This is a genomic window from Pseudomonas sp. 30_B (assembly GCF_017491605.1).
Taxonomy (GTDB): Bacteria; Pseudomonadota; Gammaproteobacteria; order Pseudomonadales; family Pseudomonadaceae; genus Pseudomonas.
On record NZ_JAFGYY010000015.1, the window covers coordinates 62,985 to 75,184 of the forward strand.

12 protein-coding genes are annotated in these 12,200 nt (G+C 65.0%); 9 read left to right on the forward strand and 3 right to left on the reverse strand.

Annotation, left to right across the window (positions count from 1 at the left end; genetic code table 11):
• Positions 1–20: 20 nt before the first annotated feature.
• Both J5M67_RS17570 and J5M67_RS17575 read right to left on the reverse strand, forming a co-directional pair.
• Positions 21–1,331 (reverse strand): OprO/OprP family phosphate-selective porin, encoded by a 1,311-nt coding sequence (locus tag J5M67_RS17570; RefSeq protein ID WP_207886619.1) that lies wholly within the window; start codon positions 1,329–1,331, stop codon positions 21–23.
• A 212-nt stretch (positions 1,332–1,543) separates the two neighbouring features.
• A complete protein-coding gene (locus J5M67_RS17575; protein ID WP_207886620.1) occupies positions 1,544–2,449 on the reverse strand; it encodes a LysR family transcriptional regulator in 906 nt (301 codons plus the stop codon).
• Positions 2,450–3,031: 582 nt separating this feature from the next.
• On the opposite strand from J5M67_RS17575, the gene J5M67_RS17580 reads away from it, so the two are divergent.
• The gene (locus J5M67_RS17580) at positions 3,032–3,748 is read left to right on the forward strand and encodes a class I SAM-dependent methyltransferase (RefSeq protein ID WP_207886621.1); all 717 of its coding nucleotides are present in this window, start codon (positions 3,032–3,034) and stop codon (positions 3,746–3,748) included.
• A gap of 179 nt (positions 3,749–3,927) precedes the next feature.
• Here the strand turns inward: J5M67_RS17580 and J5M67_RS17585 are convergent, their stop codons facing one another.
• On the reverse strand, positions 3,928–4,329 hold the full coding sequence (locus J5M67_RS17585; RefSeq protein ID WP_207886622.1) for a GFA family protein: 402 nt from the start codon (positions 4,327–4,329) through the stop codon (positions 3,928–3,930).
• 197 nt (positions 4,330–4,526) lie between these two features.
• Here J5M67_RS17585 and J5M67_RS17590 point away from each other — a divergent pair, with 197 nt between their 5' ends.
• From J5M67_RS17590 to J5M67_RS17625, 8 genes are all read left to right on the forward strand, one after another.
• A complete protein-coding gene (locus J5M67_RS17590; protein WP_207886623.1) occupies positions 4,527–5,309 on the forward strand; it encodes an efflux RND transporter periplasmic adaptor subunit in 783 nt (260 codons plus the stop codon).
• Entirely contained in the window at positions 5,306–6,625 is a 1,320-nt protein-coding gene (locus tag J5M67_RS17595; protein ID WP_207886624.1) for an efflux RND transporter periplasmic adaptor subunit, read from the forward strand. The genes J5M67_RS17590 and J5M67_RS17595 overlap by 4 nt, the downstream gene beginning before the upstream one ends.
• Positions 6,622–8,718, forward strand: a complete 2,097-nt coding sequence (locus tag J5M67_RS17600) for an HlyD family efflux transporter periplasmic adaptor subunit (RefSeq protein WP_207886625.1) — start codon at positions 6,622–6,624, stop codon at positions 8,716–8,718. The genes J5M67_RS17595 and J5M67_RS17600 overlap by 4 nt, the downstream gene beginning before the upstream one ends.
• Positions 8,719–8,745: 27 nt before the next feature.
• Positions 8,746–9,546 (forward strand): aspartyl/asparaginyl beta-hydroxylase domain-containing protein, encoded by an 801-nt coding sequence (locus tag J5M67_RS17605; RefSeq protein ID WP_207886626.1) that lies wholly within the window; start codon positions 8,746–8,748, stop codon positions 9,544–9,546.
• On the forward strand, positions 9,534–10,535 hold the full coding sequence (locus J5M67_RS17610; RefSeq protein ID WP_243434727.1) for a sulfotransferase family protein: 1,002 nt from the start codon (positions 9,534–9,536) through the stop codon (positions 10,533–10,535). Before J5M67_RS17605 ends, J5M67_RS17610 begins: the two co-directional genes overlap by 13 nt.
• Positions 10,536–10,677: 142 nt before the next feature.
• A complete protein-coding gene (locus tag J5M67_RS17615) occupies positions 10,678–11,181 on the forward strand; it encodes a GNAT family N-acetyltransferase (protein WP_207886627.1) in 504 nt (167 codons plus the stop codon).
• Positions 11,178–11,489: a hypothetical protein gene (locus J5M67_RS17620; protein ID WP_207886628.1), complete on the forward strand. Its 312-nt coding sequence runs from the start codon at positions 11,178–11,180 to the stop codon at positions 11,487–11,489. The genes J5M67_RS17615 and J5M67_RS17620 overlap by 4 nt, the downstream gene beginning before the upstream one ends.
• A gap of 80 nt (positions 11,490–11,569) precedes the next feature.
• Positions 11,570–12,181, forward strand: coding sequence for a phage tail protein (locus tag J5M67_RS17625; protein ID WP_207886629.1), 612 nt, complete (start codon positions 11,570–11,572; stop codon positions 12,179–12,181).
• The last annotated feature ends 19 nt before the right edge of the window (positions 12,182–12,200 follow it).

Below are 12,200 nucleotides of genomic sequence, written 5' to 3' on the forward strand. Positions count from 1 at the left end.
CATTTTCGTGGGGCGGCTGATCAGAAGACGTACTGCAAGCGCATCACCATGCCGTCGCCACTGTCGTCGCCGTTTTCGTTGGTCACGTTCTCGGTGCTGGCCTTGACGTAGTTGGCGCTGATCTTCACCGCTTCGTTGGCGTACCAGTTGACGCCCAGGGTGTGGGTGTTGCCTTCGGCATCGCCGACCTGGCGGGTGGCGGTGCTGGTGGTGACGTTCTCGTCGTCGACGGTGATGGAGTCGTAGCGGTAGAAGACTTCCCAGGCGCCGGTCTGCTTGTTGGCCGGTTTGATGGTGTCGAATTTGGCGCCGTCGAGCTTGTAGACGCGCGGCTCGCCTGTGAGGGTGTAGGCGACCTGCCCGTAGTAGCCCGAGGCGTTCACGTCGCCTTCGGCTTCGTCGGCCTTGAGCGTGCGGCTCAGGTATTCGGCCTGGACGGAGAACGCGTTCATGGCCCAGGCGCCTTCCAGGCCCCAGACCGAGTCGTCCTTCCACAGCCCTTCGCTGGCGGCCATGCCGCCGAAGACGCCACGGTTGCCGTTGTCGCCGGCGTCGTTGCCGCCGTTGGTGTCCACGCCGCGCATGCCCATGCGGGGGCGGATGCGGGTATCGACGGCGGCGTCCTTGAGGTCGCGGTAGGCGAACTGCGCGCCGATGTGGAGCACGTTGCCCGGTTGGTTCAGCGGGGCGAACACGCCGCGCAGGTTGTAGCGCTTCACGCTGTCGCCGTCGGTGTCGTCGTTGTTCTCGCTGAACACGCTGCCGGAGAGGAAGGCCATGTCGGCGACGGTGCTGCTGGCCTGGATGCCCATGCCGTTGTTGTCGTTGATCCACTCGGCCAGGTCATAGGTGATGTTGCGCTCCAGGGCGGTCACCCATTTGGAGCTGGTGGCCTTTTCCAGGCCGAAGTCGGTGTAGAGGCGGCCGAACTTGAGGTTGACCGGCGCAAAGCCGGTGTAGGTGACGCTGGCTTCGTCGAAGTAGCCGGTGTCGTCGTTGCCGGTGTTGTGCGAGAGGTCGTAGTTGATCTGGTACTTCCAGTCTTTGTAGGCGGTGCCGCCGATCTCGATGAAGGCGCGGCGCAGGTAGGCGGCGTCGGCGGTGTTGCCGTTCTTCGTGTAGTAGTCGTCGAAGCGGCTGTAGTCCGCCTGCAGGCGGCCGCCGAGCTTGAAGCTGAACTCCTTGTCGGTGGTCGCCACTTCGAGCCCGCCCTTGGTCTTGATGACGATATCGGCTCCATCGGTGGTGACGGTGCCGGCCTGGGCCGACAGGCTGGCGGCACTCAACAGCAGGCCCAGGGTGGGCCATTGAGCGTGGGTTTTGCCGAACATGCGCTTCTCCTCGTTGCGTCGTGTAGTGGTTGACGGGGCGCAGGCTCGGCGGGGCGGATGACGGTTCTGTGCTTTTTGCGTGTCACTTGCGTGACGATCGGTGGGGGGCTGCCGCAAGGGCAGGCACGGCGCGGGGTGGGCGTTTCTCCAGGCGGGTTTCGATTGTTTCAGGACGATGACGTGGGGATTTTTCCCGGTGCACCGAGGTGCATTCAGTTGTCCGCAGTGAACCAGTCCCGGCGTTGTTCGAAGGCGCGCTGGACTATCGCGACGAGCGCTTCCACTTCACTCAGGTTCGCCGCCAGTGGCGCGACCGACAGCCAGGCGATGCGCTCCATGGGTTGTCTGAACAGGGGCTCCAGCGGGAGCAGGTTCCTGTCCAGCTTCGTCACGTACGCCGGGAGCAGGCCGATACAGGCGGAGTTGCGAACCAGCTCCCGGACCCAGGCCTGGGAGTGCACCTGCGCCACCGAGCTTTGCCGCTGGCGCAGGAGTTTGTTCCAGGGTTCGAAGCTCCTGATCGAGTCGTTGGCCGAGTGCTGGGCCAGCATGAAGTCGGTGAGGTCCGACGCCGCGCGGGGGAGCCGGCGGCCCGCGTAGCGCTTGGCCATGTGCGCGCAGTAGTGCAGGCGCGCCAGCAGGGTCGGCTTGCTCATGGCGAAGCCGGGATCGGGGCGGGGGCTGTCGGGGTCGGCTAGCCAGACCGTCACTTCCGCCGGCTCTTCCGGGGGGCCTTCCAGGGGAAGGATCTCCAGGTTCATTGCGGCATCCTTGCGTAGCCAGGCGATCAGGTCGCGGGCCAGGAAGTCATCCAACAGGTCGGACGGCACGGCCAGGCGTATGCGTCGCCGCCGGGTGCTGGCCACCTCCGGCTGCAGGTCGCCGAATCGCAGAGTCAATGCCTGTTGCAGCGCTTTTCCGGTAGGGCTCAGGCGCAGCGTGCGGTTCTCGTAGAAGAACAGCGGGCTGCCGATACTGGCTTCGAGCTTCATGAGCTGCCTGCGCATCAGCGTGACATGCAGGTTGAGGCTGCGGGCGGTTTGCCGGAAGCAGGCGCAGCGGGCGCTGGTGAGGAAGATCTGCGCCAACTGGCGGTCGATGGGGAGGTGCTCGAACATGGCGAAAAGGCTCGTAGCCCTCGTAGCCGAGGGCGTGGATTCACGGGACTGAGTCGTCCCGAGCCTATTGCCCGGTGTCTAACACGGGGATCGCAGGAAGTTGAGATATTTGTAAGGTTCGGAATTTCGCCAGGGCGGTGAGCCGGATTCATCGGCCTGGGCTGAACGGGGAGCCTTTCAGGCGATTCGGGAAATTCTCAAATGCGCCAATTCGTACATGAGGATAAATGGCAAATAAGGATGAATTCATTCTTTGCGTTCTAATTCTTTTCTGAACTTATTCAGTGGATTTGATAAATAAAAAGCATCCCTTTGCTGGCACTTTAACTGCAATTTGCCAGTTTAAGAAGGTGGCACTCCGTTGATCGCCTTGATACTGACGCAGAGCCCCAGGCCTGTATATTGGTCGCCTGCCGATGTGCCTGTGAATTTTCGAAAATCAGGCGTAATAAGAGCGGTGCCGACAGAGCCGCATTCATTGTTTATTGTTTCACTCAGCAGCCAATTCAGTTGTCTACTGCCGGGAAAAGTCGTCTTTAAACGCCGTCACGTTATTGAACTATCAATTACAGGATCGCGAAGATGAGCCAAGTCGCCGAGCCAGCTAAACTGATTACGGCCAAGGACTGGGACGAAAAATGGCAGGAAATTTTCAATCTTTATCAGAATGACATTCGCCACGCCTACTATATCGATGCCGTCCGAAGGCGCCATGAGACGCGGGTTCTGGAAATTGCCGCCGGCAGCTTCCGCGATATCGTGCAACTGACCAAGCGAGGTGTCGAAGGTCATGGTATCGATTTTTCTCCGGAGTCGGTCGCCCTGGCCCAGAAGCTTTATCCTTCATTGCAGGAGCGTTTCCAGGTGATGGATGCTTTTGATCTGCAGTATCCGGACAATCATTTTGATATCAGCTTCCATAACGGTTTCTGGGGGCTGTTTTCAGATGAAGACATTGATCGAATGGCACGGGAGCAGGCACGCATCACCAAGGGAAGAATGATCGTGACCGTGCATAATGCTCATAATCATGCGTTTGCCGAATTGTTCAACTCGGAAAAACAGCGTGATCCATTATTCAATATCCGCTTCTTTACCCTCGATCAGATGCACGGAATCCTCGGTAAAGTCGCCCGCAAGATAGCGGTCATTCCGGTTGGAAAAGGCAATAGATTCCATGAGGATTGGCTTATACGCCACGGCCTGCATGACCCGTTCCTGCTCAACATGGTGTTCAAGTTGTCCGGCACTCGCTACCTTGAGTGCAGTGAGCGCCTGATGTGTATTGCCGAGCTGTAACAACCTGATGGCAGCAGTCAAAAGGGCCTTGTTTTCGCAAGGCCCTTTTTATTGGTCTGCGCAACGGGGGAACGCGAATGGCTGCCGTGAGCCGGATTCTGATGCAGCCGACGGGGTACGTACCCGCGTTCCCGCAGTTCTTCTCCGCATTGCAGGCGAGCGCGTTCGAGCCAACGCTATCACTCCGTTTGCGCCCAGTGATCCGGCAGCTCGAACCAGGGAACCGTGGAGGCTACCTGGACATGCTTTTGCTTGTGCGGGGTGAAGGCCGTGTCCAGGGTGCCGAGGGCTATCGAGATCCAGTCGGAGAACTCACCCTGGTTTTTCGACCAGAACAACGATGAGCCGCAGTGGCTGCAGAACTGCCGCAGCACGGACTCGGAGGACGCGTAGGATTTGAGCGCCTCTGCGCCCGACAGGATACGCAGGTCGCTACGCGGCACGCTGGCGTAGCTGGCGAATGCCGCGCCGTGGCCTTTGCGGCACTGGCTGCAATGGCAGTGGCTCAGCGCCCTGGGCGGCGAGAGCAGTTCGTACCTGATCGTGCCGCACAGGCAGCTTCCCTGGAAAGACTCCGTCATCCTGCTGGCACTCCCTTGAAGAGGGCGGCAGCTTAAATAGAACGGGCCGGGCTGTCGAACCTGCGCGCAATCGCCCATACCTGCCTGGAATTGCACCTGGCGGGTCTGACTTTTCCCAATAAAGGAAAATTACGTCAGCCAATTTCCGGCGCCATAGGACTGCCGTACACTCCGCCGACTGCCGGGGAGGGCGAGCGATGCGTGGATGGGCGTGGCTGGGATTAGGACTGTCGTTGTACGGAGCCTGCGCGGCTCAGGGATCGGAGCAAGCTGCGGATGATCCATTGCTGGATGCGCCTGCTCCGTCCGGTGCTGCTGCCGGAGATGTGCGTGGCGTGCTGCGGGCGCGGGACCAGGCGATGCTGTCCAGCGAACTGTCCGGGCGCATCCTGGAAATGCCCTTCGCCGAGGGCCAGACCTTCCGCAAGGGCGACGTGCTGGTGCGCTTCGACTGCTCGGCCTACCAGGCCCAGCTCAACGCTGCCCAGGCCGGCGCCAAGGCGGCCAGCGAACAGTTGGGCCACAACCGCCAGTTGGCGGCATTGAATTCCGTGGGCCGTTTCGAGGTGGCGCTGGCCGAGGCCAAGCTCGCCGAGGCGCAGGCCCAGGCACAGGTCTACAGAGTTCAGGTCGGCCGCTGTGCGGTGCTCGCGCCCTTCGATGGCCAGGTGGTGCAACGCAAGGCGCAGCCGTTCGAGAGCGTTTCCGGCGGTGCGCCGCTGCTGGAAATCGTCGACAACCGCAGCCTGGAAATCCGTCTGCTGGTGCCGTCGCGCTGGGTGTCCCAACTGAAGGTGGGGCAGTCCTTCACCTTCGTTCCCGATGAGACCGGCCAGCCGCTGCAGGTCCAGGTCAAGCGCCTGGGTGCGCGGATCGACGAGGGCAGCCAGATGCTGCCGCTGATAGCTGCGTTGCCTGCCGATGCCAAGGGCCTGCTGGCTGGTATGAGCGGCAGCGCGCGCTTCGCGGATGCGCCATGAACGCGCCGCAGGTCGGCATGCTGGAGCGCGTCTTCGCGCAGTTCCTCGGCCTTGAACGGCAGGCGCGGGGCGCCGCTACCGTGGAGCAACTGGCCTATCACATGGTCAATGACGCCCAGGCGCTGTTCGCCTTCCGCCATGCGGCGTTGCTGATCGCCGGCAAGGTCAACGCGCTCACCGGCATCAGTGTGGTGGAGCCGAACTCGCCCTTCGTGGCTTTCGTCGAGCAAGCCTGCGCGCAGTTGCAGGCCCGTGGGGCGCTGAATGGTGCCCACTGCGTTGACTTCCAGGCGCTGGGGGCACAGCAGCAGGCGGACTGGCAGTCGCTGTCCGCCGGGGAGGTGTTCTGGCTGCCGTTCCTGGATCGTCAGGGCGCTCTTTTTGGCGGCCTCTGGCTCGCCCGCGAGCAGCCCTGGAACGACGCGGAGCAGGCGTTGCTGGCGCAACTGGGCAACACCTATGCCCACGCCTGGCTGGCGCTGCAACCGCGCAAGCCCTGGCGCCTGCGCTGGCCGAAGAAGAAGTTGCTGATGATCGCTGGCGCTGCTTGCCTGTTGCTCCTGGTGCCGGTGCGCCAGTCGGTACTGGCGCCGGCTGAAGTGGTGCCCCTGGGCGGTCGCGTGGTCGCTGCGCCGCTGGATGGGGTGATTGCCGAGTTCCTGGTCAAGCCCAATCAGACGGTGGCGGCCGGCGACCTGCTGGTGCGCTTCGACGCCACCAGCCTCAAGGCCCAGGCGGACGTCGCCGACCGTGCGCTGGGCGTTGCCGAGGCGGAGCTGAAGACCAGTACCCAGCGGGCCTTCGCCGATTCCGAATCGAGCGCTCGGGTCGACCTGCTGGCCGCACGGGTGGAACAGAAGCGCGCCGAGCGCGATTACGCCCGGCAGCTGTTGGCGCGCAGTGAGGTGCGTGCCGAGAGTGCTGGCATCGCGGTGTTCGCCGATGCCGAGCGCCTTACCGGCAAGCCGGTGCAGACCGGGGAGCGGCTGATGCAGATCGCCGACCCGGCCCAGGCCGAGCTGCGTATCGAGTTGCCGGTGGGGGACGCCATCTCCCTGGCGCCGGGGGGCGAGGTGGCGCTGTTCCTCGACAGCGATCCGTTGAGCCGTCACGACGCCCGGCTGGAGCGCGCCGCCTACGAAGCGCAGTCGACGGCGGCCGGGCAGCTTGCCTATCGGTTGGACGCGGCCTTCATCGACGCGTCGCCGCGCATCGGCCTGCGCGGTACCGCGAAGCTCTTCGGTGATCGCGTGCCGTTGGCCTATTACCTGCTGCGCCGGCCCCTGGCCGCGCTGCGCCAGAGCCTGGGCCTGTGATGCTGCCCGCCTTGCGCGTCGATTTGCAGCTTTCGCCTGCCGCGCCGGGGCTGGACGGCGCTCCGCAGTGGACCCTGGCCGACCCCTTGCGCGGGCGCTACTTCAAGCTCGGTTCCGCCGCCGTGCGCCTGTTGCGCCACTGGCCGCTGGGCGATCCGCAGCGCGTGCTGCAGGCGGCCAACGCCGAGCCCGGCCAGTCGCTGGGCGCGGAGGAGCTGGATGAGATGCTGCGCTTTCTGCGCGGCCATGACCTGATTGCCGCCCTTGATGAGCAGCAGCGCGCCAGTTACGCGCTGAAGGCGGCGGCGATGCGGCAGAGCCTGTGGCAGAAGGTGCTGCACCAGTACCTGTTCTTCCGCATCCCGTTGTGGCGGCCTGATGCCTTCCTCAATCGCGCCTGGCCGGTCCTGCAGCGCAACGGCGGGTGGATGCTGCGCTGGGCGTTGCCCCTGGTGTTCGCTCTGGGGTCGTTCCTGGTGGCCAGGGACTGGCAACGCTTCATCGCCACCTTTCCGCACCTGTTCAGCCTGGGCGGAGCACTGGCCTTTGGCGTGGCGCTGGGGTTTGCCAAGCTCTGCCACGAGTTCGGCCATGCCTTCATGGCCAAGCGCGCCGGCTGCCGCGTGCAGAGCATGGGCGTGGCGTTCATGGTGATGCTGCCGATGTTCTACACCGACGTCAGCGACGCCTGGCGGGTGAGCGACCGGCGCTCACGGCTGCTGATCGGCGCCGGTGGTGTGCTCGCCGAGCTGGTGCTGGCGGTGCTGGCATTGCTGGCGTGGTCGCTGCTGCCGGACGGCCCGGCGCGCACCGCGGCGTTCATGCTGGCCAGCGCCACCTGGATCACCACGGTGCTGATCAACCTCAATCCGCTCATGCGTTTCGACGGCTACTTCCTCGTCAGCGACCTGCTTGGGGTGGAGAACCTCCAGGCCCGCGCGTTCGCCCTGTGCCGCTGGCGACTGCGCGAGATCTTGTTCGGCTATGGCGAGCCGGCGCCTGAGCCCTGGCCCCCGGCCATGGCCCGGCGCCTGCTGCTCTGGGGCTTTGGCTCGTGGATCTGGCGCGCGGTGCTGTTCTTCGGTATCGCTCTGGCGGTCTACCACCTGTTCTTCAAGGTGCTGGGCATCTTCCTGATGCTGGTGGAGGTGGTCTGGTTCATTGGCCTGCCGGTCTGGCGGGAACTGCGCGAATGGTGGCGGCGACGTGACCAGGCCGAGCCGCGCAAGGTGCTCTTCGTGGGGGCTGGCCTGCTGCTCGCGCTGGTGTTGCTGGCCGTGCCCTGGCGGGCTTCGGTGGAGGTTCCGGCGTTGCTGGAGGCCTCCCGCGCCACAGCCCTGCACGCGCCCGTGGCGGCCCGGCTGAAGGCATTGCAGGTAGTGGATGGCCAGACAGTGGAGCAGGGCGCGTTGCTGCTGGAGCTGGAGTCCCCGGACCTGGATGCCAGGCAAACCATTGCCCGCCGCGAGATCGAGATTCTCCAACTGCAATTGCGCCGACAGGCCGCGCGCAGCGAAACCGTTGGCGATACCGGGATCATCGAGCAGAAACTCGCCGAGGCCGTGGCCGAGTACCGGGGACTGGCGGCGCAGCGCGAGCGCTTGCAGATCCGGGCGCCGCAGGCAGGCGTGGTGCGCGACCTGCTGCCCGACCTGACGCTGGGGCGTTGGCTCAGCCCCGGCGAGGTCCTGGCGCGGGTAGTGGAGCCGGGCCAGCGGCTGCGCGGCTATCTCGCCGAGGAGAATCTCTGGCGCGTGCAGCCCGGCGCCCAGGGGCGCTTCATCGCCGACGACCCGGCGCGCCCGGCACTGGCGGTGCGCCTGGACGAAGTGGACGCCACCGGCGTTGCCTACCTGGAACTGGAGGCCCTGGTCTCCGACCACCATGGCCCCATTGCCGTGCGCCGCGACGAGCAGCGCCGCGCCGAACCGGTGCAGGCGCAGTACGGCGTGCGCCTGAGCCTGCTGGATGCCGCCTTCCACCCGGCGCAACCGCTGCGTGGCGTGGTCGTGCTGGACGGGGCGGGGCAGTCGTTGCTGGGCAGCGCCTGGCGCCGGCTGGCGGCGTTGGGAGTGCGAGAAAGCGGTTTTTGAAGTGACACCCAGAACAAGGACGATTGCATGCCGACCGAGCCGCTACCGATCTGTTCGCGCCTGCCCCTGAGGTTCGCGCTGGCGCCCTTGCTGGATGCCCTGGGGCGCATCGAGCCGGGCGCCTGGCAAAGCCATTTCAACACCGGCTACTACGAAGGCGATTGGAGCGGTGTGGCCCTGATCACGCCCGAGGATGCTCCGCTGCCGCTGGCCCCCGGCCAGGGCGCGCCGGTGCGCAGCGGCCGGTGGCAGCGTGAGCCCGCCTGGAATGCTCTACTGGAGGTCTTTCATACCAGCGTGAGCAGCGCACGCCTCCTGCGCCTGGGGCCGGGGTCGCGCATCCACGAACACTGCGATCCGGACCTGGGTGTGCCGGGAAGTGACCTGCGTGTGCATGTGCCGCTATTGAGTCCGCCCGGTGTCGAGTTTCTCGTCGATGATCTGCAGGTGCCGATGCGGCCCGGCGAGTGCTGGTTCATCGACCTGTCGCGGCCGCACCGGGTAGACAACCCCGGGCCTGGGGAGCGCATCCACCTGGTGTTGGACTGCCGGCCCAACCCCTGGCTGCTCGACGCCATCGCGCGCGGCCTGCCGGACACGCCGGTGCTGCAGCCGGGCAGGGCGGGGCAGGCCTTCGCGCACTTTCGCCGCTTGGTGGCGCAGGACCTGTCACTGGCGCGGCAGCTGCAGTCGCTGGTCGTTACGCGTGACTTCCTGCGGGAAGCGGTGGCCCTGGGCGCGGAGCGTGGACTGCGGTTTTCCGAGGCGGAAGTCCGCTCCGCCATGCGCCGGGGCAGGCAGGCATGGAGTGAACAATGGAAAGCATGATGGTCGAGGACAACTTCCACGGCTGGCTGCCCATCCGGGCCTGGCGCCGCGATGGCGAATGGCGTCTGGACTGGTGCTGGTTCGGCGAGCAGCGGCTGACCCGGCCATTCTTCCGCGATGATGTGGACCTGGCCCTGCGTCTGCCCTTCAACCAGGTCTTTCGCCGGGAAACCTCGCTGAATGTCCTGCTGGAGCGGCAGGCCGCGAGTCCGGGCGTCGCGCCCGGCGCCTTCATTTATCACGCGTCCCGCTGCGGCTCCACCTTGCTCGCGCAGATGCTGGCGGGCCTGGGGCGGCACATCGTGCTCTCCGAGCCGCCGGCGCTGGACAGCCTGCTACGTGCCCACCTGCTCGACCCCGCGGCGACGGATCGGCAGCCGCAGTGGATTCGCGCCTTGCTGTCCGCCTACGGGCAGCGCCGACAGGGCGGCGAGGAGCGGCTGTTCGTCAAGCTCGACGCCTGGAACGTGTTCGAGGCGCCGCTGCTGCACCGCCTGTATCCGGACACGCCGGGCATCTTCCTGTATCGCGACCCGCTGGAAATCGTCATCTCGCAACTGCGCCAACCCGGCATGCACCGGGTGCCGGGCCTGCTTGGGCCATCGGGGCTGGATTGCGCCGGGCTGGACGCGCAGGCGATGGCTCCGCTGGAGTTCACCTGTCGGATGATCGGTCGCATTATCGAGCAGGGGCTGGCGCTGTGCCAGGAGCAGGGCTGCGTGCCGGTGAACTACAGCGAACTGCCCGGCGCGCTGTGGGGCCGCCTGGCGCCGCTCTTTGGCCTGGTCGATGCCGATGTGCCGAAGTTGCGCGATATCGCCGCCTTCGACGCCAAACAGCCGGCGATGTGGTTCAGCGCCGACAGCCAGCGCAAGCGCGATGAGGCCGGTGATGAGGTTCGGGCGGCGGTGGATCGCTGGGCTCGCGCGCCCTACGAAAAATTGGAGCAAGTTCGCTGCTTAAAACAGACGCTTCATACGAATTTTTAGAAATATATCTATTGAGTATTAACTAATCAGTGGCTAGTGGCCTGCACCTTCGGCTACTCTTCGCCCGTTGTAGTCGCGTGAAACAAAACAATACCGCGTAGTCCGGTTCCTAGGATCTGGCTTCAGCAAGGACGCACGACACATGTCAACTTTCGAGTTGAACCTTCGCCCCTTCAGGGAAGCCGACCTGTGCTTCCTGCGCAGGCTATACGCGACCACCCGTGTCGACGAAATGGCCAGCACCGGCTGGAGCCAGCCGGCCATCGATGCCTTCCTTGCCCAGCAATTCGACGCCCAGCACCGTTATTACCAGGAACACTACCAGGATGCGCAGTTCTCGCTGATCTGCCATCAGGGCCAGCCTATTGGCCGGCTGTACGTGTTCCGTGGGCCAAGCACTTTCAACCTGATCGATATCGCCCTGCTGCCCGAATGGCGCGGGCACGGCATCGGCACGCATTACCTGAAGGCGTTGATCGACGAAGCGGACCGGGCCGGCACCGCGATCCGGCTGTTCGTCGAGGCCGCCAATCCGGCCCGGCGCCTCTACGACCGCTTCGGCTTCGTCGTCTGCGGCGACAATCGCGCCTACCTGCAGATGCAGCGCGGCGCCAGGACTCCCCTCGTACAGGACGTATCCGCATGAGCCCGATACCCACCCGGCTGGACTTCGAGCAGAAATTGCATCAGCCCTGGTTGTTGAGTTGGGGTACCGGCGAAGGCATTGCCGTCACCCTGGTCGAGGTCAGCGAAGGCACGCCGATGAACGCGCGCCATGAATGTTACAGCGCGATTTTCGCGCAGCCCGCTGGGGTCCGCCTGCCCCAGCACACCTACCAGTTGCGCAGCCCCGGCAACGCCGAGTGGACGGTGATGTTGTGCCCTATCGGGCCGGATGAGGAGGGTGAGCGCCATCTGTTGCAGGCAGTGTTCCACTGCCGCAAGGCCCAGTAACCCGGGCCTTGCACACAAGGTTGTCCCGCGCACCGACGCGCACCCTGCCGCTCAGCCGGCATCAACAAGGAGCAACAGTAATGAGCGATCCCTTCATCGGCGAAATCCGTATGGTCGGCTTCAACTTCGCCCCCCGTGGCTGGGCCTTGTGCCAGGGCCAGGTGATGTCAATCGCGCAGAATAATGCGCTGTTTGCGCTGCTGGGCACCCTGTACGGCGGCAATGGCCAGACCACCTTCGGCCTGCCGGACTTCCGTGGTCGCGGCCCGGTGGGCCAGGGGCAGGGGCCGGGCCTGAGCGACATCACTATCGGCGAGCTGAGCGGCGTGGAAAACGTGACCATCCTCTCCACCCAGATGCCCATCCACAGCCATACCGCGACCCCCGCCAGCAACTCCATCAGTGCCTCCGGCCAGGCCTCGATACCGGCCGCCACCACCGGTACCACTCAGGCCACCCCAGGGCCGACCACCGTCCTGGGTCCGGTCTCGGCTGCCGGACGCGCCGGCACCCTGTATGCCACCGGCACTGCGGATACCAACCTGGCGCCGTTCAATGTCAGCGTCCTGGGCGATATGCCGGGCATTACCATTGGCAACGCCGGTGGCAGCCAGCCGCTGGGGGTTCGCAACCCCTACCTGGGCACCAACTTCGTGATCGCGCTGGAAGGCGTCTTCCCGTCGCGCAACTGACGCCCGTCCGCTCCTGGCG

What these genes read in the sequence shown, in the direction of transcription:
- J5M67_RS17570 (WP_207886619.1), bottom strand. Translation starts at nt 1,331, where the DNA reads ATGTTCGGCAAAACCCACGCTCAATGGCCCACCCTGGGCCTGCTGTTG.
- J5M67_RS17575 (WP_207886620.1), bottom strand. Translation starts at nt 2,449, where the DNA reads ATGTTCGAGCACCTCCCCATCGACCGCCAGTTGGCGCAGATCTTCCTC.
- J5M67_RS17580 (WP_207886621.1), top strand. Translation starts at nt 3,032, where the DNA reads ATGAGCCAAGTCGCCGAGCCAGCTAAACTGATTACGGCCAAGGACTGG.
- J5M67_RS17585 (WP_207886622.1), bottom strand. Translation starts at nt 4,329, where the DNA reads ATGACGGAGTCTTTCCAGGGAAGCTGCCTGTGCGGCACGATCAGGTAC.
- J5M67_RS17590 (WP_207886623.1), top strand. Translation starts at nt 4,527, where the DNA reads ATGCGTGGATGGGCGTGGCTGGGATTAGGACTGTCGTTGTACGGAGCC.
- J5M67_RS17595 (WP_207886624.1), top strand. Translation starts at nt 5,306, where the DNA reads ATGAACGCGCCGCAGGTCGGCATGCTGGAGCGCGTCTTCGCGCAGTTC.
- J5M67_RS17605 (WP_207886626.1), top strand. Translation starts at nt 8,746, where the DNA reads ATGCCGACCGAGCCGCTACCGATCTGTTCGCGCCTGCCCCTGAGGTTC.
- J5M67_RS17610 (WP_243434727.1), top strand. Translation starts at nt 9,534, where the DNA reads ATGGAAAGCATGATGGTCGAGGACAACTTCCACGGCTGGCTGCCCATC.
- J5M67_RS17615 (WP_207886627.1), top strand. Translation starts at nt 10,678, where the DNA reads ATGTCAACTTTCGAGTTGAACCTTCGCCCCTTCAGGGAAGCCGACCTG.
- J5M67_RS17620 (WP_207886628.1), top strand. Translation starts at nt 11,178, where the DNA reads ATGAGCCCGATACCCACCCGGCTGGACTTCGAGCAGAAATTGCATCAG.
- J5M67_RS17625 (WP_207886629.1), top strand. Translation starts at nt 11,570, where the DNA reads ATGAGCGATCCCTTCATCGGCGAAATCCGTATGGTCGGCTTCAACTTC.